At 58.4% G+C, this 19,870-nt stretch carries 19 protein-coding genes and 1 tRNA gene; 10 read left to right on the top strand and 10 right to left on the bottom strand.

Annotated elements, in window-relative coordinates:
• Window positions 1-54: 54 nt before the first annotated feature.
• The gene (locus BM275_RS20845) at window positions 55-1,161 is read right to left on the bottom strand and encodes a TRAP transporter substrate-binding protein (RefSeq protein ID WP_014821990.1); all 1,107 of its coding nucleotides are present in this window, start codon (window positions 1,159-1,161) and stop codon (window positions 55-57) included.
• Window positions 1,162-1,455: 294 nt separating this feature from the next.
• Here BM275_RS20845 and BM275_RS20840 point away from each other — a divergent pair, with 294 nt between their 5' ends.
• The 7 genes from BM275_RS20840 to BM275_RS20810 all read left to right on the top strand — a co-directional run bounded on the left by BM275_RS20840 (window position 1,456) and on the right by BM275_RS20810 (window position 8,173).
• On the top strand, window positions 1,456-2,007 hold the full coding sequence (locus BM275_RS20840; protein ID WP_023447031.1) for a TRAP transporter small permease subunit: 552 nt from the start codon (window positions 1,456-1,458) through the stop codon (window positions 2,005-2,007).
• Window positions 2,000-3,376: a TRAP transporter large permease gene (locus BM275_RS20835; RefSeq protein ID WP_014821992.1), complete on the top strand. Its 1,377-nt coding sequence runs from the start codon at window positions 2,000-2,002 to the stop codon at window positions 3,374-3,376. Before BM275_RS20840 ends, BM275_RS20835 begins: the two co-directional genes overlap by 8 nt.
• A 92-nt stretch (window positions 3,377-3,468) precedes the next feature.
• Entirely contained in the window at window positions 3,469-4,701 is a 1,233-nt protein-coding gene (locus BM275_RS20830; protein ID WP_090523329.1) for a methyltransferase, read from the top strand.
• A gap of 70 nt (window positions 4,702-4,771) precedes the next feature.
• Window positions 4,772-4,847 (top strand) — tRNA-Thr (locus BM275_RS20825).
• Between the two features lie 160 nt (window positions 4,848-5,007).
• Window positions 5,008-6,321 (top strand): tyrosine-type recombinase/integrase, encoded by a 1,314-nt coding sequence (locus BM275_RS20820; RefSeq protein ID WP_090523326.1) that lies wholly within the window; start codon window positions 5,008-5,010, stop codon window positions 6,319-6,321.
• 125 nt (window positions 6,322-6,446) lie between these two features.
• Complete coding sequence (locus tag BM275_RS20815) at window positions 6,447-6,668, top strand: helix-turn-helix transcriptional regulator (protein WP_090523324.1); 222 nt, start codon at window positions 6,447-6,449, stop codon at window positions 6,666-6,668.
• Window positions 6,665-8,173, top strand: a complete 1,509-nt coding sequence (locus BM275_RS20810; protein ID WP_090523321.1) for a YfjI family protein — start codon at window positions 6,665-6,667, stop codon at window positions 8,171-8,173. Before BM275_RS20815 ends, BM275_RS20810 begins: the two co-directional genes overlap by 4 nt.
• 341 nt (window positions 8,174-8,514) lie before the next feature.
• Here BM275_RS20810 and BM275_RS20805 read toward each other — a convergent pair whose 3' ends face one another.
• Together BM275_RS20805 and BM275_RS22170 are read right to left on the bottom strand one after the other, a co-directional pair.
• Window positions 8,515-8,841, bottom strand: coding sequence for an RNA-binding protein (locus tag BM275_RS20805; RefSeq protein ID WP_090523318.1), 327 nt, complete (start codon window positions 8,839-8,841; stop codon window positions 8,515-8,517).
• 258 nt (window positions 8,842-9,099) lie between these two features.
• Window positions 9,100-10,032, bottom strand: coding sequence for a hypothetical protein (locus BM275_RS22170; RefSeq protein WP_139229597.1), 933 nt, complete (start codon window positions 10,030-10,032; stop codon window positions 9,100-9,102).
• Window positions 10,033-10,586: 554 nt separating this feature from the next.
• On the opposite strand from BM275_RS22170, the gene BM275_RS20800 reads away from it, so the two are divergent.
• Window positions 10,587-11,378, top strand: coding sequence for a hypothetical protein (locus BM275_RS20800; protein WP_090523316.1), 792 nt, complete (start codon window positions 10,587-10,589; stop codon window positions 11,376-11,378).
• Between the two features lie 398 nt (window positions 11,379-11,776).
• Here the strand turns inward: BM275_RS20800 and BM275_RS20795 are convergent, their stop codons facing one another.
• The 7 genes from BM275_RS20795 to BM275_RS20765 form a co-directional block, all read right to left on the bottom strand.
• Entirely contained in the window at window positions 11,777-12,385 is a 609-nt protein-coding gene (locus BM275_RS20795) for a cupin domain-containing protein (RefSeq protein WP_023102011.1), read from the bottom strand.
• A gap of 151 nt (window positions 12,386-12,536) precedes the next feature.
• Entirely contained in the window at window positions 12,537-13,250 is a 714-nt protein-coding gene (locus BM275_RS20790; protein ID WP_023102010.1) for a DUF1989 domain-containing protein, read from the bottom strand.
• Between the two features lie 27 nt (window positions 13,251-13,277).
• A complete protein-coding gene (locus BM275_RS20785; protein WP_042923034.1) occupies window positions 13,278-14,510 on the bottom strand; it encodes a M20 family metallo-hydrolase in 1,233 nt (410 codons plus the stop codon).
• A complete protein-coding gene (locus BM275_RS20780) occupies window positions 14,507-15,313 on the bottom strand; it encodes an amino acid ABC transporter ATP-binding protein (RefSeq protein ID WP_023102008.1) in 807 nt (268 codons plus the stop codon). The genes BM275_RS20785 and BM275_RS20780 overlap by 4 nt, the downstream gene beginning before the upstream one ends.
• A gap of 4 nt (window positions 15,314-15,317) precedes the next feature.
• Complete coding sequence (locus BM275_RS20775; protein WP_023102007.1) at window positions 15,318-15,953, bottom strand: amino acid ABC transporter permease; 636 nt, start codon at window positions 15,951-15,953, stop codon at window positions 15,318-15,320.
• An 11-nt stretch (window positions 15,954-15,964) separates the two neighbouring features.
• Window positions 15,965-16,621 (bottom strand): amino acid ABC transporter permease, encoded by a 657-nt coding sequence (locus tag BM275_RS20770; protein ID WP_042923030.1) that lies wholly within the window; start codon window positions 16,619-16,621, stop codon window positions 15,965-15,967.
• Between the two features lie 10 nt (window positions 16,622-16,631).
• Entirely contained in the window at window positions 16,632-17,477 is an 846-nt protein-coding gene (locus BM275_RS20765; RefSeq protein WP_023102005.1) for a transporter substrate-binding domain-containing protein, read from the bottom strand.
• A 589-nt stretch (window positions 17,478-18,066) separates the two neighbouring features.
• On the opposite strand from BM275_RS20765, the gene BM275_RS20755 reads away from it, so the two are divergent.
• Both BM275_RS20755 and BM275_RS20750 read left to right on the top strand, forming a co-directional pair.
• A complete protein-coding gene (locus tag BM275_RS20755) occupies window positions 18,067-18,564 on the top strand; it encodes a hypothetical protein (RefSeq protein WP_090523313.1) in 498 nt (165 codons plus the stop codon).
• A 1,022-nt stretch (window positions 18,565-19,586) separates the two neighbouring features.
• On the top strand, window positions 19,587-19,870 hold a 284-nt coding region (locus BM275_RS20750; RefSeq protein WP_139229596.1), incomplete at its 3' end, for a transposase.

Here is a 19,870-nt window from a genome sequence, read left to right as displayed (position 1 = left end):
CAAAAAAAACGCCACACCGTTGCCGGTGTGGCGTTTTCGCATCCGGGGTAGCTATCAGCCGCGGATGTTGTAGATGTCCTTCTCGTTCAGCTCGGCGTATTCATACAACCGCTTGAGATAGGCACTCTGCTGCTCCCACACCTTGGCCGCCACCGGATCGGCGTTTGCAGAGGCGTCGACCACTTCAGCCGCCACTTCCTTCAGGCGGGACAGCACTTCGTCCGGCAGGCGGCGTACTTCGACGCCCTGCTCGCGCAGTTGCTCCAGCGCTTCCATGTTCTTGGCGTTGTAGTCATCGAGCATGTCGCCGTTGACGTCACGCGCCGCGGCACGAACGATGGCCTTCAGATCATCCGGCAGGGTTTCCCAGGCCTTGAGATTGACGTCCAGCTCGAAGGTGACGTTCGGCTCCTGCCAGCCCGGGGTGTAGTAGTACTTGGAAGCCTTGTGCAGGCCCAGGGCCAGATCGTTGTACGGGCCGATCCACTCGGTGGCGTCGATCGCGCCGGTCTGCAGGGCGGTGAATATCTCGCCAGCCGGCATGTTCACCACGGTACCGCCCATCTTGGTCAGCACTTCGCCGCCCAGGCCCGGGGTACGCATCTTCAGACCCTTGAAGTCGTCGACCGAGTTGATTTCCTTGTTGAACCAGCCGGCGGTCTGCACGCCGGTGGCACCACAGGCCATCGGCAGTACGCCGTAGGGCTTGTAGACCTCTTCCCACAGCTGCATGCCGCCGCCACGATGCAGCCAGGCATTCATTTCCTGCGCGTTCGGGCCGAACGGCAGCGCGCAGAAGAACTGCGCCGCCGGGACCTTGCCTTTCCAGTAGTAAGGTGCGCCATGACCCATTTCGGCGGTGCCGCGCGATACCGCGTCGAACACTTCCAGCGCCGGGACCAGCTCGCCGGCGGCATAGACCTTGACCTTCAGCCGGCCACCGCTCATTTCGTTGACCAGATTGGCGAAGCGCTCGGCACCGACGCCTACGCCCGGGAAGTTCTTCGGCCAGGAGGTGACCATCTTCCAGTTGAATGTCTGCTGTTCGCTGGCCTGCTTGCTTTCGCCCGCTGCCGGCTTCTCGCTCTTGTCATTGCAGCCAGCCAGAGCGGTTGCTGCCAGGCCTACGCCAGCGGCGGTGAGAATGTCACGACGTTTCATGAGGTTACTCCTTGTTATTTGTTCTTATTGCGCAACGGCAAGGCTACGCTTTTTGCCGGACCGCCTTGCGCCTTTCGTTCCGTTTCGAGTCCCTGAGTCAGGCTGACCGCTGGCTCGTACGGCGAAACCTGCGCCGGAAATGCATCCGCCACTCCGGGCTCGACTAACATTAGAGCCTCCGGCGCCTCAAGCCTAGCGCATAAGCTAAAAGTCGTAGGCCGATTGCTGCAAAGCGCCAGTACTGCAAGAATCGCCCTCTCCCGCCAACCTTGCGTCTCCTAAGAAGGACTACAAATGTCCCAGAGCCCCCCGCCCCTGCTGCGCGTGGCTGGCCTCATCGATGCGTTCAACATGCGCCTCGGCCAGCTCTGTGCCTGGATCACCCTGTTTCTCGTCATCGGTACCGCCGTCGTGGTGGTCCTGCGCTACGGTTTCGGCATCGGCGCCATCGCCCTGCAGGAAGCGGTAATGTACGGCCATGCGCTGGTGTTCATGGGCGCCGCCGCCTGGACCCTGCAGCGCAACGGCCACGTTCGCGTCGACATCTTCTATCAGAAGTTCAGCAGTCGCAGGCAGACCGTCGTCGACGGTCTTGGCCACCTGCTCTTTCTGCTGCCGGTCTGCCTGTTCCTCGGCTGGAACAGCTGGGACTACGTCACCAGTTCCTGGGCGACTCACGAAGGTTCCAACGAGTCGGGCGGGCTGAAGTTCGTCTACCTGCAGAAGAGCATCATCCTGCTGCTGGTCGGCAGCCTCGCCCTGCAGGGCCTTTCCGACCTGATCAAGGCCGGCTACCGCCTGGCCGGTCGTTTGCCTGAAGCAGAGCAGGAGGTGAAGCATGGGTGAAATCATGGCCATCCTGCTGTTCATCAGCATCTGCTTCGCCCTGATGTCCGGGTACCCGGTCGCCTTTACCCTTGGCGGCATGGCACTCCTGTTCGCCGGCATCGGCGTGGTCACCGGCTCGTTCGACGTGGGTTATCTGCACGCGTTGCCGAACCGCATCTTCGGCATCATGAACAACCAGACGATGCTGGCGGTACCGCTGTTCGTCTTCATGGGGGTGATGCTGGAGAAATCGCGCGTCGCCGAAGACCTTCTGGAATCGATGTCGCGGCTGTTCGGCACCATGCGTGGCGGCCTGGCGATTTCGGTCTGCGTGGTCGGCGCGCTGCTTGCGGCAAGTACCGGTATCGTCGGCGCCACCGTGGTCACCATGGGCCTGCTGGCACTGCCGACGATGCTGCGTCGCGGCTACGACCCGGCGATCGCTACCGGCACCCTCGCCGCCACCGGCACCCTCGGTCAGATCATTCCACCCTCGATCATCCTGGTCCTGCTCGGCGATGTGATGTCCAGCGCCTTCCAGCAGGCACAGCTGAAGATGGGCATCTTCTCGCCGAAGACCGTGTCGGTCGGCGACCTGTTCGTCGGCGCGCTGATCCCGGGCCTCGTGCTGGTTGGCATGTACATCCTCTACCTCATTGCGGTAGCGATCTTCCAGCCGAAGAAGCTGCCCGCCTTGCCGCAGGAAGAACTGGGGCCTATCGAATGGGGCAAGCTGATCGGTGCGCTGCTGCCTCCGCTGGCGCTGATCACCGCAGTGCTCGGCTCGATTCTCGCCGGTTACGCCACACCGACCGAGGCTGCTGCGATCGGTGCCCTGGGCGCGACCTTGCTGTCGATCGCCAAGGGCCAGCTGAATTTCGCCCAGCTCAAGCAGGTAGCCTTCGGCACCACCGAAATCACCTCCATGGTGTTCCTCATCCTCATCGGTGCGTCGCTGTTCTCCCTGGTGTTCCGCGGCTTTGGCGGTGAAGCGCTGATCGAAGATGCCCTGCATTCGCTGCCTGGCGGTGTGCTCGGCGCCTTCCTGGTGGTGATGCTGGTCATCTTCCTGCTGGGCTTCATTCTCGACTTCATCGAGATCATCTTCGTGGTGGTGCCCATCGTCGGCCCGATCCTGCTGGCCATGGGCCTGGACCCGGTCTGGCTCGGTGTGATGTTCGCCATCAACCTGCAGACCTCGTTCCTCACCCCGCCCTTCGGCTTCTCGCTGTTCTACCTGCGCGGCGTAACGCCCCGCAGCATACCGACCAGCGTGATGTACAAGGGCGTACTGCCGTTCATCGCGATCCAGATCGGCATGCTGGTGGTGGCCTACATGTGGCCTGGCCTGATCACCTGGCTGCCGGAACAGGTCTACGGCCAGTAACTGCAACTGCAACGCCCGTCCCTCGACGGGCGTTGTGCTTCCTACCGCAGCATCCCGCTACAATCGGCTCCCGCCCGAACGCCTGCCCGCCGATGACAGCCTCCCCTTATCTGCTCGAACACTTCCAGGCACTCGACCGCTTCCTGAGCGAGCACCAGGCTCTCTGGCGCCCACGCCCATTCGTTTGCCGAAGCCTGCCGTGGGAAAACGACTACCCGGAACTCGCCGCCTGGCTGCGAGCACGCTCGCTGGCCGACGCCGAAGCCGCGCACAACCAGCCAGGCGAACTCGCCGCACCGGCACCTTTCCCGCAGCTGGCTGCGATCGCCTGCGAGCTGAGCCAGATCGACGAACTGCCCGCAAGCGAGCCGCCGGCTGTGGCTCATCGCCAGAACCTCGACATACCGGGACGCAAATCGCTGCAAATCCAGGCGTTCGGCGCGCGCCTGCACTTTCGCGAAACGCCGCGGCACTGGCTCGACTGGTGCTCCGGTAAAGGTCATCTCGGCCGGCATCTGGCCAGAAACGGCGCCGCACTGACCTGCCTTGAGTGGGACGAAGCGCTGGTCGACGCCGGCGACCAGCTGAGCGAACGACTCGGCGTCGAGGCGACGCACCGCTGCCAGGATGTGCTGGCTTCCGATGCAGGAGACCAGCTGCACGCCACGCATACACCAGTCGCCCTGCATGCCTGCGGCGACCTGCATGTTCGCCTGCTGCAACTGGCCGTCGTCAAACAATGCCGCCAGCTTGCGGTGGCACCCTGCTGCTACAACCGCATCACCGATGAGCAGTACATCCCACTGTCACAGACAGCCGGCGCTTCGTCCTTGCAGCTCACGCGCGATGACCTCGGTTTGCCCTTGAGCGAAACCGTCACCGCGGGCGCACGCGAACGGCGCAACCGCGACCAGTCCATGGCCTGGCGCCTGGGCTTCGACATCCTGCAGCGCCACCTGCGCCAGCAGGACGAATACCTGCCGACCCCGTCGCTGCCCGGCGCCTGGCTGAAGAAAGACTTCGCCGACTACTGCCGCGACCTCGCCACGCTCAAGCAACTACCCGCGCCCGGTGACGAGGACTGGCCGGCACTGGAGCGCACAGGCTGGCAGCGCCTAGCCGAAGTTCGCAACCTGGAACTGGTGCGCGGCCTGTTCCGCCGCCCGCTCGAACTCTGGCTGTTGCTCGACCGAGCATTACTGCTGGAAGAACAGGGCTACCGCGTTCGCCTGGGCACCTTCTGCCCCAGCCAACTGACGCCGCGCAACCTGCTCTTGCTCGCCGAACTCGACGCGCCCGCGCAGAATGTGAAGCGGCCTGAATAAGCCACTGCAAGTCACCGTAACCAAACGGTTTACTCGCCGCGCGCAATGGATATAATGGCGACCCTCAAATGCCGGTATAGCTCAGCTGGTAGAGCAACTGACTTGTAATCAGTAGGTCCCGGGTTCGATTCCTGGTGCCGGCACCATACAAATGCTTTCCCATGACTCCTCATGGTCCGAAAGCAACATCAAACCCCGCCCCGTGCGGGGTTTGTCGTTTCTGGATGCATCTGAGTGCATTTGTATGTTCCGCGAGATTGGGTATACGTGACGGTATATCTCAGTTCGACGGATTTTCGTATACCTATGCCCCGCTTAGTAGTCCCCCTGACAGACGCAAAATGCGACGCTGCCAAGCCCCGAGAGAAAGACTTCACTTTGTTCGACGGACAGGGTCTGCACCTCTTGGTCAAGAGAAGTGGCACAAGGGTCTGGCGCATGAAGTACGCCCGGCCAGATGGCAGAGCCGGTTTAGCTACGTTCGGAAACTACCCTGCTGTTGGCCTCAAAATGGCCCGAACTCGCCGAGCGGAAGCCTTGGAGCTGTTGGCGAAGGGCATCGATCCGGTTGAAAACACACGGCAGGTAAAGCAAAACGCTGAGCATGCTCGCAGACATACGTTTGAAGCCATTGCGCGCGAATGGCATGCAGCTAGCGCTGGTAAGTGGAAGCAACACCACGCAGAAAGCGTGCTGCGCCGCTTAGAAGCGCACATCTTTTTTGAGCTGGGGGCTCGGCCTATTGCTGAGCTCAAAACGCGCGACCTACTCGGTCCTCTAAAGAAGCTTGAGAAGCGCGGTACTTTGGACACGGCGAACCGTATGGGCCAGTACATTGCCAAAATCATGCGCTTCGCCGTTCAACAAGGCCATATCGATAGCAACCCCGCCATCGATCTACGCGGGGCTACCGCAACACGCCGTGTGGAACACCGCCCAGCTTTGCCATTAGAGCGTTCACCTGAACTGCTACATAGGGTTGACGCTTATCACGGGCATCCCCTCACCCGCATTGCTGTTGAGCTTTCGCTGCTGGTTTTCACGCGGTCCAGTGAGCTGCGCTTCGCGCGCTGGGAAGAAATCGACTTTGAACGCGCGCTTTGGACAATCCCCAGTAAACGCGAAGCGATCGAGGGCGTTCGCTATTCGTTCCGGGGAATGAAAATGGAAACGCCACACTTGGTGCCGCTAAGTCGGCAGGCCTTAGCGCTAGTCGAACAAGCGCGCCACCTGACCGGCCGATTCGATCTAGTGTTCGCCGGCACACACAACTTTTGGAAACCAATGAGCGAAAACACTGTAAACGCAGCTCTGAGACGTATGGGTTACGACACTAAGACAGAGGTATGCGGCCACGGATTTCGGGCAATGGCGTGCTCTGCGCTCGTTGAGTCCGGCCTATGGAGTAGAGACGCGGTTGAACGCCAAATGAGCCATCAAGAACGGAACAACGTGCGCGCGGCTTATACACATAAAGCCGAACACCTCCCCGAAAGGCGGCTTATGTTGCAGTGGTGGGCCGATTATCTCGATAACTGCCGGACTGGCTTCATCACCCCGTATGAGTTTGCACACCCTGAACTGGCGTCTAAAAAAATAGCGAAGCTAAATCAAGCGTAACAATTGCTGCTGGCAGGCCGGCCGGGGCAAGCGGTCAAACTACATTTTTTTTGCAATTAGGGAAGCCAGGTGCTGCTTGCCGGTGCAGAGAATAGAGAGCGTCAACCACAAGGAGACGCACTCATATGCATCCCAACCCCTCCCTAGGCAAGTTTCTGATCCCGCAGGCTAAACTGTGCGAGATGCTTGGCAAGTCTCCGTCCGGGATTGCCAAGCTTCTCAAAAACGATCCCGCATTCCCCAAACCGCTCAAGTTCGGAGCTAGCCGCCAGGCTCGTTGCTTCTTTGTCGCTGAAGAGGTTACCGACTGGCTGAAGAGCAAAATGAGCGAGAGGGATTGCGTATGAGCAGCCCAAACTTGCCCCCGTTTGCAGCCGAGTTGCCGCAGAGAGCTTTGGCGGACTTCCTCGACCAGTCGAAAACGCCCATGCAGCTCCCTACCGGTTTTGCCTCCGTTATTCCGTGGAGCGACGGACTGATGCCAAACATGCTGAGGGATTATGTGCGCGATGCTGCAGACCGCACTCAGTGCCCTCCTGACTTTGTGGCTGTGGCATTGATTACCTCTATCAGTGCTGTTGTTGGGCGAAAGTTAACTTTTCATCCGAAACAGGAAGATACTTGGGAGGTAGCAGCGAACCAGTGGGGTTGCCTTATAGGCAAACCCTCTACTATGAAGTCACCGGCACTTAAGCAAGCAATACGCCCGTTGAAAGAGCTGGAAGATCGCGAGAAAGAAATATACAGAAAATCCATGGCGACACATAAGGCAACTAGTGAAATCTTGGAGCTAGAGCGCAAGACCGCTAAGGACAGAGCAAAAAAGTTAATGGCGGAGGGAAAAAAAGAAGCTGCCATTGCTGCGCTTACAGAGTTTTCTGAGGATATTCCAGCGCCCGTTCTCCGCCGTTTTATCGTCAACGACGCAACTGTCGAAAAACTTGGCGAGCTGTTAAACGAAAACCCCAACGGCCTAATGCTTGAACGAGACGAACTTGGTGGATGGCTGTCGTTAATGCAGAGTGAGGATGGTGCTTCGGCACGCGCATTCTATCTGGAGTGCTTTGACGGCACAAATTCTTACACATATGACCGGATCGGACGGGGCACGATTGCAATTGAGTCATGCTGCCTCTCATTGATAGGGTGTATCCAACCATCACGAATTGCTCCCCTAGTACGCGGCGCGGTAAGTGGAGAAATGGATGACGGCCTCGTACAGCGACTGCAGCTCGCTGTATGGCCAGATGATAAACGGGACTGGAAGTTCGTCGACCGTAAGCCAGACGAGGAAGCCCAAGAACGCGTGAGAAAGGTTATCAACGATCTTCACCAGCTGCCCGAAACTCCGCGACGTACACTTCGTTTTGATGAAGAAGCTCAGCAATATTTCAACACTTGGTATATCGACCATATGCAATCGATTCGTTCTAGCGAGGTCCATCCATCTCTAGAGTCGCACTTCTTGAAAATGCCGCAAACCATCGCCAGTTTAGCTCTATTGTTTGAATTGATTGATGGTGGCCGCGAAACAGTTAGGTCAGACGCTACTCTTCGCGCGATTGACTGGGCGTCATACCTCAAATCGCATGCAAGTCGGCTTTATGGTTCGGTTATCAATGCACCGCTGATAGGAGCGCGAACTATTCTCGATCGTAAGGAAAAGCTTCCGGAGCCCTTCACACCGAGAGAGGTTAGGGGCAAGAAATGGGGCGGCCTAGATACCACCGAAGCAGTGAACGAGGCACTAGAAATTTTAACCATGTTCAATCTCGTCGTTTCCTATGTTGTAGCTGACGAGAAAGGCGGGCGTCCTTCGAAAAAGTACGTCTGGCGGCGAAACTTATCTTAAGTGCTTCTTGGTCCGAACTAGGCCGGAAAGTCGTATAGATAGATTAACCTAGCACCGGCCCTGAGCCGGTGCTGGTTTATGCGGTTTCAGAATCGTCCAATCTCAATCATTCCCAACCTCTCCAAAAAATAGTCAGCCGCGTCCGGCCTTTCATCATTTGTCCCTAATGCTGGGGTTGGAAAGGTGAGCCGCTGGAAGCTTATGTCGAGAAGGGCAGATGGTGCAAAAAGGGCTATCACAAAGTCTGGCACAACGTCCGGGGTAGACTAGGCCGCTTTGGGGCCAGAAGCGGTCAGAGCTTAACCTTCAACATGAGGGGGCACGGCCCTCTCGATGGATGGTTAGGCTGGGCCAATGCTAGGGATGCGTAGAAGACGATAAATCTTCAAAATCTTGATTATCGGCTCCGGGTTTTGAAAAGCGACGAATATATCGGAACTGAATCCCCCTCGTTCGTCGAACAGCGTTTCCACATCCGCAATCCATTCGGCCGCAGAAAGGAACTTCTTCCCTTCGGAAAGTTGATACAGATTGGAGACGTGCCCTCGCTGCACTTGATTGAGCTCCGAAACCAACAACCAGAATTCATCTCCTTCTGCGCCGATGACGGTTCCCTTGTACTCTGTAGCGTTTTTGAAGACCGAAACAGTATCATTCTCTTTCAGCATGTGCACGCGCTCGCAATGGGTGTCTTGTTCGCGAGCTGTGATGACTTAGCCCTGCAAACTCATATTCGTGACAGACTGCAACCTTCTTGCCCATATCTCAAACGCGCTTCACAGCCCTCTCTTATTTGAGCAGGCTTACGTTCGCATTAACTGGTTCCGGAAAGTACAGCGTAGCGACGCTTTCCGGCATCCTACTCGAATACGTTAATTAAGCTGTAATTCTGCGGTTTCAAGCAGAATGCTTAGCATTGCCGCAATTCAGCGACAAAAACCATTCGTTTTGGAGGTGTAGTCGTCCCCCGGACTAACCCCCATAACAGCCCCAAACCATCCTTTTCCCGCTTCTGATTTCACACAGAAATCTTCGAATACCTGTTGCAGCGGAAAGATAATATGTCCGTTAACCTCATCATGCTTATCACACCGACAGAAATATATAGTTTCATTCCCCTGCGTGCGATATCCATCTAGCTTACGAAGCTTTCGGTCGTTGGGATCGAAGTTCTTGTAGGTGACCTGAGCGGACAAAATTCGTCCTGAGTCTGAAATTCCCAGAATATCAATATCTTTCATTGTTCGCCCGACTGGCATCAGCGTATGTCGAAGGACTGGTAGACCGCGGGCCCCGGCCTCTGCTGTTCGGAGATACTCCATGCACATGACCTCTTGAAGGTCGGGGGTTAAGCAACCTAGTTCACTCGGGGGCGCACCTTTAGCAAGTGCAATAACGCGCTTACCGACTTTGCGCCACCGGCAAAAAGTACCCTGCCGTGGCTGAACGGCTGTCAAAGAAATTGCTTCTTCCGCAGCAAGATTTCGAACTTGATTCATGCGAAGGGACTTCAGCGCGGCAGCCCGGCCTTTGCGGTTATTTTTACTCCCCCATTGTCCCCAGAAAAGTTCGACCGGTGATCCTGGGAGGATATACCCGACTTTTCCGCCTGACCTCCCGCGGTAAGTGGCGAATATATATCCGCCGTCTCGCGCCAAATTCAGCAAGCGTTTTAGTGCAAATTGCGCATGTCCCGCATAGTCATCGGGGTTTAGGCTTTGAGAATCTCCTTGCTCAAACGTTCCGCTTTCATCATGGGGATAGTGGATTGCAACGCGATCCTCCAGCCACAGCGCTTCCAATGTTTCTTTATCCACATCAAGCGCGGAGCTATGGCGAATGAAATATGTTTGTTCCACTTTTCCTCCTTGCCAAGAACAATAGTGAAGTCTTTCAGTTAATACATCGGGACAAGCTTTTTACTAACATTCTTTGTGTAGAATGCGGTTATCAACGGGCAACCGTGTGGCGAAATACAGTCAGGCAGGGCTTCGTCAGGCAGTAAACTTAAACGAGTTGAAGTCCCTTGTCCTGCCTGGACAGGATCCTTTTAAAACAGAGATCAACTGAGCTGGTTCCGGAAGCCTTCACCATAACCCTCCGCTGGTAAGCGCTCTACTGATAATGGCATATGGCCAGGCCGGTGTATCCCTGCTAAAGAGATGTGGGAACGCTGGTTGTGGGTGGTTACCACGAGCTGGTCGTAAGCGATGGGCTGCTTTGGGCCGAAAAGAGACACTGGTGGTCGGCTGCTATCGGCCAGAAGCAGCCAACAGCGGACATCAGGCGCCTACAGAAATAGGGGCTATTCAGTTGCTGCCTAGATTGATGAAAAGGCCATGTATGCTACAAGTTTGATGAACAATTGAGATGACCAGTTTGCAAAGGAGTGTGAGCAGTGATTGGATGGTTTATGGCTGGCAACCGCATGGCTTCGCTAGCAGGAAAATGGGCGGATGCTACGAGCCTCAATCCGGGCGATAATGGCCAAATAGCTCTGTTTGCTAGGGAGTTGATGAGGCGAACTGGTCTTCGTGCAGAGGATGCGTGGATTCGGAGCCTAATCAAGTGGATTCGCAATCACCCTGACTCGGAGTCGAGAGTCGTCCTCGCCACGGCTCTGATCCGCTTTCTAGATATTTATGAGCATAGCGCTGGGCTTTCGCCAGAAACAAAGGGCGCTGCAAGACAGGCTGCGAATGATGTTCTGCGTATTAGAGAAGCCCAGCCGCAAGCTACTTATACCTTAGCTCCTCCCGCGCACCGGACCGCACCGGCCAAGACTTTTGATCCGTTGGCATTGAGCCGTCAGGTTGGCTCTGTCATCACAGATGATACGACTAAGTGGGAGGTGTTCACTGCTGCACTCGACTATATCAAAGAGGTCTATGGCCACGAATGCAGCAAAAAGGCTGACGTGGAAAATAACTTTGCCCATATTACTCAAAACGCTTCGCTGTCTGTTTTGGGTTGCTATGCCGTGGTAGGGCGTTTAGTCGTTTTTTATTTCTTTGACGAATTGCGCAAGGTAGTTCAGCAAGGAAAATTCAAAGGCTTCAACATGACTTGGACTGTAAAGCTACTAGACCAAACACGTGATTGGTCTGCAGCGAATAATGAGCAAGATTGGGTGGATGCTCGCTGCGTGGCTGTAGATCGCGCGCTGAGTGAAAACATTCAATACTTCCATCGCCATATCAGCTAAAGAGAGTAATTGACCACCCATTTGCATTCGACTTGACCAGTCGCTTGCATCGGACGTGACCAGTCCACTGGCCAAGCCTGACAGGTGTAAATCAACTCTAAACTGCCGCTCACCAAGGGCGGAAATCGGCCCATAGCTGCCGGTCAGCACCGGTAGTAAACGGCCAAAAGCGGGCTTTAGATGGCAGTCCCACTTGACTGTCAAGGTTCGCTACGGTGTTAGCTGCGGCTTCCAATGCATCAACTGACTCGACCGGAGATGGCTGGACGGCAACGGTTCCCGTTGTCTCGTAGGGCGCTGACTGGACGCTAGAGAGGGCATCTGCCGCGGCCTCTTGGCGAGTAGCGCCTGGCTGGCAGCTCGTTGCGCCATTTCCTGGCAGGCAGAGGGACACACGATCAGAACGTAACTGGGGTATTGACCCAGAGAATACGCGCTTCGCTATCGCCACCGTTTCGGTAACCATGAGGTAGGTTGCTGGGGAAATGAAAAGCATCGCCCGCCGTCAGGCTGTAGGTGTGCTCACCGATAGTAAGCTCGATACTGCCCGTGAGTACGTAACCCATTTCCTCGCCGGGATGCTCAATCAGACCATCGCTGGCCACCCCTGGAGCCACAATATGGATATTGCCCTGCAGCAGGCCGCCCTTCTGCAGATGGGTGATGCGCTCCAGACCGATCTCGCCATCCTTGTTGCGTTTGACGAAACGCTTCACCGGCCTGTCTCCAGCACGCAGCACCGGCTCATCGGATACCCACTCCTCCGATGTAAGTGTCGACACGTTGCTACCCAGGGCCCCTGCCAGGCGGTGAAGCATCGCCAGCGAAGGTGACGCAGCATCGTTCTCCAGCTTGGAGATCAGACTCTCCGAGCAGCTGGCGGCGACGGCCACCTGCTTGAGGGTCAGCCCGGCAACCTTGCGTGCATGGCGCAGGCGCATGCCCAGGCTGGGCAGACCGTCGGTGTGGTGAGCCTTGAAAGAAGGGGTAGGACTGGGTTTACGCATGCGCATCTCAATCAATGAGTGACGAAGGGGAGCAGCCATGAGCGGCGCAGTATCGTCCAAGGCGGGCGCGAAGTTTAAGCCGTGCCCACCTCACCGCCACTGCTAGCCGTCAAGCCAAGCCCGTGCCAGAGGGCTCAAACCTGCCAGCCGATTAGCCGGCACTGACCACAAAGTGCACTTCCACCGGATTCAGGTCGTTGATCGGCACGATGTCCTGTGGGCAGGCCGACATGACCACCACGCAGTCTATAGCTGCCTGGATCTCCACGTAGTCACCGGCCTTGGATACCGGAGGCAGCCACTCGATGCTGTAGTCCGAATTGACCGGAATGTTCATCCACAGGTTGAATGGCTGAGGGACTTCGCGGGCACGCAAACCGATGGCCTGCAAGGCCAGGCGCATATTGTCGGCGCAGCTATCGTGGTAACCCTCAACACCGAGGTTGGTGTAGCGATGCAGATCGCAGGCGGCGATCAGGGTGTCGTGCACGCCTGGCGAGGTGTCGGTGAGCAGCGTGCCGATGGACCGGCGGCGGTTGCTGAACAGCTCGTCACCCGCCTTCGGAATGATTCGGTCGATATGCGCGCGGGCATGTTCCATGGAGAGAAATTCACTGAGGTCTTTGGCATTGAACAGCCAGGTGTCGCACACCTGGGTGCCGTGGGTGTTGATGATCTTGATGACCTCACCCGCCTTCAAGCGCACGGCACGGCCGCAGCGTGCCGGCACGGTGTATGTCTTGCCGAGTTCCGGCGTACCGTCGGCCGACAGCGGCTCGTTGAGGGTGGCGTTGGTGCCCAGCGAGGCGCCGTTGTCGAGCTGGCAGCAGGCGGGGTAATCGTGGGCGTGGTTCGAATGGCTCATGGTCGCTCCTAGGTGGGCAAGGACAGGTCAGGCTTGTTCAGCCAGTTGGACGAGGCTCCAGGCCAGCGCACGGGCGCCGACTTCGAGCTGGGAAGGTTCGGTGTATTCCTTGGGGTTGTGGCTGATGCCGTCGCGGCTCGGCACGAATAGCATGCCGGTCGGGCAATGCGTCGCCAGGTACATGGCATCGTGAAAGGCGCCCGAGCGCAGGCTCAGGGATGCTTCGCCAGTGGCGTCGGCGGCCTGCTGAAGCACGTCGACGACAGCTGCATCGAACGCCACTGGCGGATGACTAAAGAGCATCTGCAGTTCGGCCTGCGCGGGCAGGCAATCGGCCAGCGCCGCGTCGAAGGCGTCCAGCACGGCACTGTCGGCGTGCCGGAAGTCGATGCTGAAAGTCACCTCTCCGGCTATTGTGTTGATCGAGTTGGGCAGCACGTGCCAGCGTCCGAAGGTCAGGCGCTTGTCGGTGCCCGCCAGGCGCTCGGCCAGGGCGTCGATGGCTGGCAGGCAGCCGGCAGCCAGCAGCATCGCATCCTGACGCATGTCCATCGGCGTGGTGCCGGCATGGGCGGAGGCCCCATGGCAGCGGACCTGGTACCAGCGCACACCCTGAATGCCGGATACCACGCCAAGCGGCACACCCGCGCGTTCCAGCACCGGCCCCTGTTCGATATGCAGTTCGATGAAAGCATGCGCGGCGATCCTGTCGCGCAGCGGTAGCCCGGCGAAACGTCGGGCATGCTCGTCCAGAGCCTCACCGACACTGACGCCCGAAGCATCCAGGCTGTCTCGATAGGCAGCCATGCGGGTCGGTTCGACGAAGGCGCTGGAGCCCATGGCTCCGGGGCTGAAACGACTTCCCTCTTCGTTCGTCCACACCACCAATTCGATGGGGCGGCGCGTGCGCAAGCCCTGATCGTGCAGCGCCAGCAGGCACTCCAGACCGGCCATCACGCCGTAGCAGCCGTCCAGATGACCACCGCTGGGCTGGGTATCGATATGGCTGCCGGTCATCACTGGCGGCAGATCCTCCAGGCCGTCGAGGCGGATGAACAGATTGGCGCAGGCATCCGTCCATACGCGGCAACCGATACGCTGCGCCTCGCCGATCAGCCAGGCACGCGCCTCGAAATCTTCTGCGGAAAGCGCTTGGCGATTCATCCCGCCGGCCTGTAACGCGCCGAACCCGGCCAGGGTATCGAGCAGGCCATGCAGACGCTCGGCACGCACCGCCGCCATCACCCGTTCGGCATTCATTGGCACATCTCCTGGCGTGGCGTCAGGCTGCGGTTGAACCAGGGTTTGAGGAACTGCCTCAGGCGGTCGGTGGCGGGTGCCTGGAACATCGTCGCCGGCGCACCGGTTTCGACGATCTGCCCAGCTTCCATGAACACCACCTGGCTGGATATCTGTGCGGCGAAACTCATCTCGTGGGTTACCATGACCATGGTCATGCCGTCGCTGGCCAGGCCGCGAATTACCTGCAGTACCTCTTCTACCAATTCCGGATCAAGCGCCGACGTCGGCTCGTCGAGCAGCATTAGGCGAGGCTTGACCGCCAGCGCCCGGGCGATACCGACGCGCTGTTGCTGCCCACCGGACAGTCGTGCCGGATAGGCGCCAATCTTGGCTGCCAGGCCAACCCTTTGCAGAGCGGCCTCGGCCAGCGAGCGCGCGTCGGTTCGGTTCAGACGCTTGCCCAGCAGCAACGGCGCCATGACGTTTTCGAGCACCGTCATGTGCGGCCAGAGATTGAATTGCTGAAACACCATGGCCAGCGGTCGACGTACCTCGGCGATGATGGCGGCGCTGTCTTGGTCGGTTGGGCGCCGTCCGGGGCCGCTGTAACCAAGCAGCTGGCCATCGATCCATACCTCGCCCTGGTCATAGGCTTCGAGGAAATTCATGCAGCGCAGGGCAGTGGTCTTGCCGGAGCCGGAGGGGCCGATGAGCGAGACGATCTCACCAGCCCGGACACTGAGGTCGAAGCGCTGCAGTACGGTATTGGCGCCGTAGGACTTGCCCACGCCGCGCAGTTCAAGAAGGGGCAGGTTGCTCATCGGGTCATCCTCGCAGGTAGCGCGTTGCGCGACGGCCGAGCGCAGCGGCGGCGAAACCCACCAGCAGCGTCAGCAGCCAGTACGAAAGCACCAGCAGCACGTAGGGCACGACATAGGAAAAGGTGTTGGACACGATCTGTCCGGCGGTCATGGTCAGCTCCGGCACGGTAATGATCGACGCCACCGCGCTTTCCTTGATGGTCAGGATCACCTGATTGCCCAAAAGCGGCAGCGCGAACGCCAGCGCCTGGGGCGTCTGAATGTGCCAGAAGGTCTGGATGCCGCTCAGACCATGCACCTGCGCGGCCTCTAGCTGACCAATCGGCACGCTGGCCCAGGCCGAACGAAGCAACTCGGCGAAATAGGCCGCGCTGTAGAGGCACAGTGCAAGAATGCTGGCCTCGATGGCGTCCAGGGTCACACCAAGCACTGGCAGCCCGAAGTAGATCAGCAACAGTTGCGCGAGGAACGGTGTGCCGCGCACCAGCCAGACATACAACCGATACACAGCAATGAAGCCAGGTACCGCCAGGCGCAACGCGTTGAGGGTAAAGCCCAGCAGCAGGCCCAGCGCCGCACCGGAAAAACTGATGCCAAGGGTGACCAGCAGCGCATGGCCGAAATCGGGAAGGTGATTCATCCAGTTCTCCATCAGCTGCGCGCCTGCCAGCGACGCTCCAGCTGGCGCCCGAGCAGAGCCAGCAGGCTGGTCAGCGCCAGGTAGAACAGTGCGGCGACGAGATATACCTCCAGCGGGCGGTAAGTCTGCGAAACCAGTTGCTGGCTGACCCGCATCAGGTCGGTGATGGAGATCACCGAGACCACTGCCGACACCTTGATCACATCGATCAGCTCGGAAATCAGCGCCGGCAGGGTCAGACGTACCACTTGCGGCAACTGGATGTGCAGCAGCGTGCGCCAGCGACCGATGCTGAACACCGCAGCGGCCTCCAGCTGCCCTGCCGGGATAGCAGCGAAACCGCTACGCAGGATTTGCGATTGGTAGGCCCCAGTATTCAGGGCCAATGCCAGACCGGCGGCGACCAGCGCCGGCACGTCCATGCCCAGCCCGGCAGGCAAATAGAAGAGCAGCAGCAACTGCGCCAACATCGGCGTGCCACGGAAGAAACTCACATAAACCCCGGCGAACGCTACGCAACCTCGGCTGCGACTGCTGCCCAGCAGATAGATCAGCACGCCGAGAACGAAGCCCAGCAGCATCCCGGCCAGGCACAGCCACAGTGTGGTGAGCGCACCGTCGAGCAGAGCAGGCCAGTAGAGTGCGAAGCGAACGCCGAAGTCATCCATGGTCAGCGACTCAGATGCTCGGCTCGGGCATGGCGTCGGCCGGCACATCCATGGTGAAGCCGAACCATTTTTCCTGCAGGGCCTTCATGGTGCCGTCACGGTTAGCACGGGCGATACCGTCGCTGAACAGTTTGACCAGGCTGGCGCTGTCGGCATCCTTGCGGCCGACCCAACCGTAATAGGTCTGCGGGCCGAGCATGTCGCTGAGCGTGCTGAACACGCCAGGACGCGACTTGATCAGCGGGCCGAGGTTGGACAGCGACTGGGCAACGCCATCCAGGCGGCCCAGCGCTAGATCGGCGTACGCCTCGTCGAAGCTGACGTACTCACGAATGGCCTTGAGGCCAGGCTGGCCGGCGTCCTTGAGTTTCTGGTCATAGGCCTGCAGAACCTGCAATTGGCCAGAGCCGCTCTGCGAACCGACCACCTTGCCGTTGAGATCGTTCAGGCTGCTGATCGAGTCGTCATTGCCACGCTTGAGCAGTGCAACGGTGGACTCGGCGATCGGCACGGTGAAGGCGAATTGTTCGAAGCGCGCCTTGTTGACGGTCACAGAGGTCACCACGAAATCGAACTTGCCTGTATCCAGACCCGGCAAAATGCCTTGGAAGGGTAGGTCGAGTTGCTTGACCTTGACCTCCGGCAGATCCTTGAGCACGTAGGTCATCAGATCAGCGCCATAGCCGACGATCTTGCCGTTCTCCACCGATTCGAACGGTGCGAAGCGGGCTTCGGTGGCGATGGTAATTTGCTTCTTCTGCTGGACGCGTTGCAGCAGGTCGTCGGCGTGGGCCAGGGAGCTGGCGAGCAGAGTGGCCAGGGCAAATGTCAGGTTTTTCACGGCACGGCGTTGCATGGCAAGACCTCTTCTTGAAGAGATGGATATTTATTCAAGCAACTTGAACAAATGTACAAGAGCATGAAGCGTGCCAGCCTGTGGACAGGTTGCCGGATGGGAAAAATGGGCTGAGCGAAGATCATTGCGCACCATTGGTGAGCAGATGGGAGATTAGATGGGCCGCGATGGTGCTCGCCGAAAGTGTCGTCTGGTCTCGATCATCAGCACGCCTTGCGGCCGGTCTCAACCGTGAGCCAGGGCGTCCATCATCTAAGCTCTAGCGATGCAGGACCAGATCGATGAAGGTTGCCCTAGCAGTGGTCCAGTTGGGGCGGGTACAGACCCCGGCGTTTAAGCCGGTAGATGGCAAACGGCTTCCAGATTCACTCCGTCAGAGGCCAATATATAAGGCGCGTAATAGTTGGAGTGGTAATGGGGTCTGATGCCGGGTGCTCAATTATCGCGTCCGCCAGCTGCCGAAAGCGGAAGTCTAAAGCAGGGAAAATCTGTTCCCTTTAGCCGACGCCCCCAGCCAGGACTGAATAGAATATGTGCCCGACTACCCTGGGCCATGAATATGGCTGCCTCGATCAAGGAACTCGCCTCCATGGCCTCCCCAAATAAACAGCAAAAACGCGCCCAGCGGGCCAAAGCCAAGGCCAAGCAGAACCGTTCGGGCAAGACCAAAGCCAATGTCGTCCATCCGCTGCTGGCCAATCCACTGGTCAACGAGCCGTTCGACGATGTCGAAATCGACCTGAGCACCTTCGACTTCAAAGACATTGAGGAAAATGGTTTCGACCCCGCGGACTTCGACGACCTGTTCCAGGCGATGAACGTCGGTGAAGGCATCAGCCTGCTAGCGATGTGCCTGGTATTCCTGCAATACCCAGTGCTGGAGCTGGTGGTCGCTGAGGAAGCTGAAGACGCTGCCATCGACTTTATGATGGGTCTGCTGGTTACCTATCGTGGGATCTTCCACTATGAAGACGAAGACGCGGCAGTGGCCTGGATCGGCGGCGACACCTTCCAGCATGCCTACAACGAAGCGTCGGTGATTCTGCAGAAGAACAACGCCCGCAGCATTCCTGACGCCCGCATGTAGCCGCGCGTCGGACAGCTACTCTTGGCACGTTTTTTCAACAGGTGTACGGCCCAGCCGGAAGCGGTCATTGCGCTGAATCCGCCCGATGACTGCTCTTGGCCCCAAAGCGGTCCTCAACGGGTCCGTGAATAAGGGAGCTACGCTTGTGGCTGTTCAACTAGCTAGTCTGCTCCGGCGATTACCACCTCGATACAGAGAAAGTCGCTAGCCTGATCTTTTGAGGGTTTTGAGGTGTGCCCTACTCCCTGTGAACCGATGCCAATTCGCCCCCCATTGAGCCCCCTGCCAGGAGCGGATGCTGGGGACAGCGTATCTCTGGCCGGGGGAGGCTACGATGAGTTGTATCGGCTCGCAATGAGGCACGGACTGGTTCTGCTCAACGGTTCAAATGCGGCGAGCGACTACGGGCCTGATTTCCCCGAAGCCTGAAGGGCTTCCCGGCCAGGTATGAGTGATCCGAGCCTCCTTCGGGTGGTAGGCCAGATACGAAAGTCTGGTAAGCAGTCTTTGTAGACCGATGCATCGCAACTGCTTAATAACCCAACAGGTGCAGATGCCCTCCCGGCCAAGTACAGCATCTACCTGGCCGGGAAATGTAGTCCGGCACACTTGTCGAAGCCCAAGCGCGGACAGCCTTAAATTCATAATCGGGAGCTGGTCTACGCTTCAAAACCCCCGAAACCCAGCGCTCCGGCGCCCGCTGTTCATTGGGCCTAGGAGTAGGAACCCGGCGCGCGCATACATGATAGAGGCGGCAGCATTGGCAAGCTCAACCGCACCATTGCTGCCAGCTGGCCGGGACATTTTTTACACCGCTGCTGCGGTCAACCCGAAGCAATAGCCAATGCTCCCACGGTCAGCCTAATTTGCTTTGCGAACCCACGCTCCAGTGTCCTGAGTCCGCCGACAAGCCCCGGCTCGGGCAGAAAGCTTCAGTTTGTCCGAATCAACTTCAAGTGTAGTGGTCTACTGATTCCGGACACCCATTTAGGGCGAGAATGCTCGCCATAGAGAGGTGTCTGATGACCAAGCAACGTCGTTCCTTTACGCCCGAGTTCAAACGAGAGGCCGCCTGCCTGGTGCTCGATCAGGGCTACAGCCATATCGAAGCAGCTCGTTCACTGGGAGTGGTTGAGTCGGCCCTGCGCCGATGGGTAAAACAGCTTCAAGAGGAGCGCGAGGGCGTTACCCCGAAGAGCAAAGCACTGACGCCCGAACAGCAGAAAATCCAGGAGCTGGAAGCCAGGATCGACCGACTGGAACGGGAGAAAGCGATCCTAAAAAAGGCTACCGCTCTCTTGATGTC

Origin of the sequence: Stutzerimonas kunmingensis, assembly GCF_900114065.1 — a bacterium.
GTDB lineage: Bacteria > Pseudomonadota > Gammaproteobacteria > Pseudomonadales > Pseudomonadaceae > Stutzerimonas > Stutzerimonas kunmingensis.
The sequence above is the reverse complement of the archived record's forward strand: the minus strand, read 5'-3'. Positions and strand labels throughout refer to the sequence as shown.

What these genes read in the sequence shown, in the direction of transcription:
- BM275_RS20820 (WP_090523326.1), top strand. Translation starts at nt 5,008, where the DNA reads ATGCCCCGCTTAGTAGTCCCCCTGACAGACGCAAAATGCGACGCTGCC.
- BM275_RS20785 (WP_042923034.1), bottom strand. Translation starts at nt 14,510, where the DNA reads ATGAATGCCGAACGGGTGATGGCGGCGGTGCGTGCCGAGCGTCTGCAT.
- BM275_RS20775 (WP_023102007.1), bottom strand. Translation starts at nt 15,953, where the DNA reads ATGAATCACCTTCCCGATTTCGGCCATGCGCTGCTGGTCACCCTTGGC.
- BM275_RS20805 (WP_090523318.1), bottom strand. Translation starts at nt 8,841, where the DNA reads ATGCTGAAAGAGAATGATACTGTTTCGGTCTTCAAAAACGCTACAGAG.
- BM275_RS20790 (WP_023102010.1), bottom strand. Translation starts at nt 13,250, where the DNA reads ATGAGCCATTCGAACCACGCCCACGATTACCCCGCCTGCTGCCAGCTC.
- BM275_RS20795 (WP_023102011.1), bottom strand. Translation starts at nt 12,385, where the DNA reads ATGCGTAAACCCAGTCCTACCCCTTCTTTCAAGGCTCACCACACCGAC.
- BM275_RS20840 (WP_023447031.1), top strand. Translation starts at nt 1,456, where the DNA reads ATGTCCCAGAGCCCCCCGCCCCTGCTGCGCGTGGCTGGCCTCATCGAT.
- BM275_RS20770 (WP_042923030.1), bottom strand. Translation starts at nt 16,621, where the DNA reads ATGGATGACTTCGGCGTTCGCTTCGCACTCTACTGGCCTGCTCTGCTC.
- BM275_RS20810 (WP_090523321.1), top strand. Translation starts at nt 6,665, where the DNA reads ATGAGCAGCCCAAACTTGCCCCCGTTTGCAGCCGAGTTGCCGCAGAGA.
- BM275_RS20765 (WP_023102005.1), bottom strand. Translation starts at nt 17,477, where the DNA reads ATGCAACGCCGTGCCGTGAAAAACCTGACATTTGCCCTGGCCACTCTG.
- BM275_RS20845 (WP_014821990.1), bottom strand. Translation starts at nt 1,161, where the DNA reads ATGAAACGTCGTGACATTCTCACCGCCGCTGGCGTAGGCCTGGCAGCA.
- BM275_RS20780 (WP_023102008.1), bottom strand. Translation starts at nt 15,313, where the DNA reads ATGAGCAACCTGCCCCTTCTTGAACTGCGCGGCGTGGGCAAGTCCTAC.
- BM275_RS20755 (WP_090523313.1), top strand. Translation starts at nt 18,067, where the DNA reads ATGGCCTCCCCAAATAAACAGCAAAAACGCGCCCAGCGGGCCAAAGCC.
- BM275_RS20800 (WP_090523316.1), top strand. Translation starts at nt 10,587, where the DNA reads ATGGCTGGCAACCGCATGGCTTCGCTAGCAGGAAAATGGGCGGATGCT.
- BM275_RS20830 (WP_090523329.1), top strand. Translation starts at nt 3,469, where the DNA reads ATGACAGCCTCCCCTTATCTGCTCGAACACTTCCAGGCACTCGACCGC.
- BM275_RS20835 (WP_014821992.1), top strand. Translation starts at nt 2,000, where the DNA reads ATGGGTGAAATCATGGCCATCCTGCTGTTCATCAGCATCTGCTTCGCC.
- BM275_RS20815 (WP_090523324.1), top strand. Translation starts at nt 6,447, where the DNA reads ATGCATCCCAACCCCTCCCTAGGCAAGTTTCTGATCCCGCAGGCTAAA.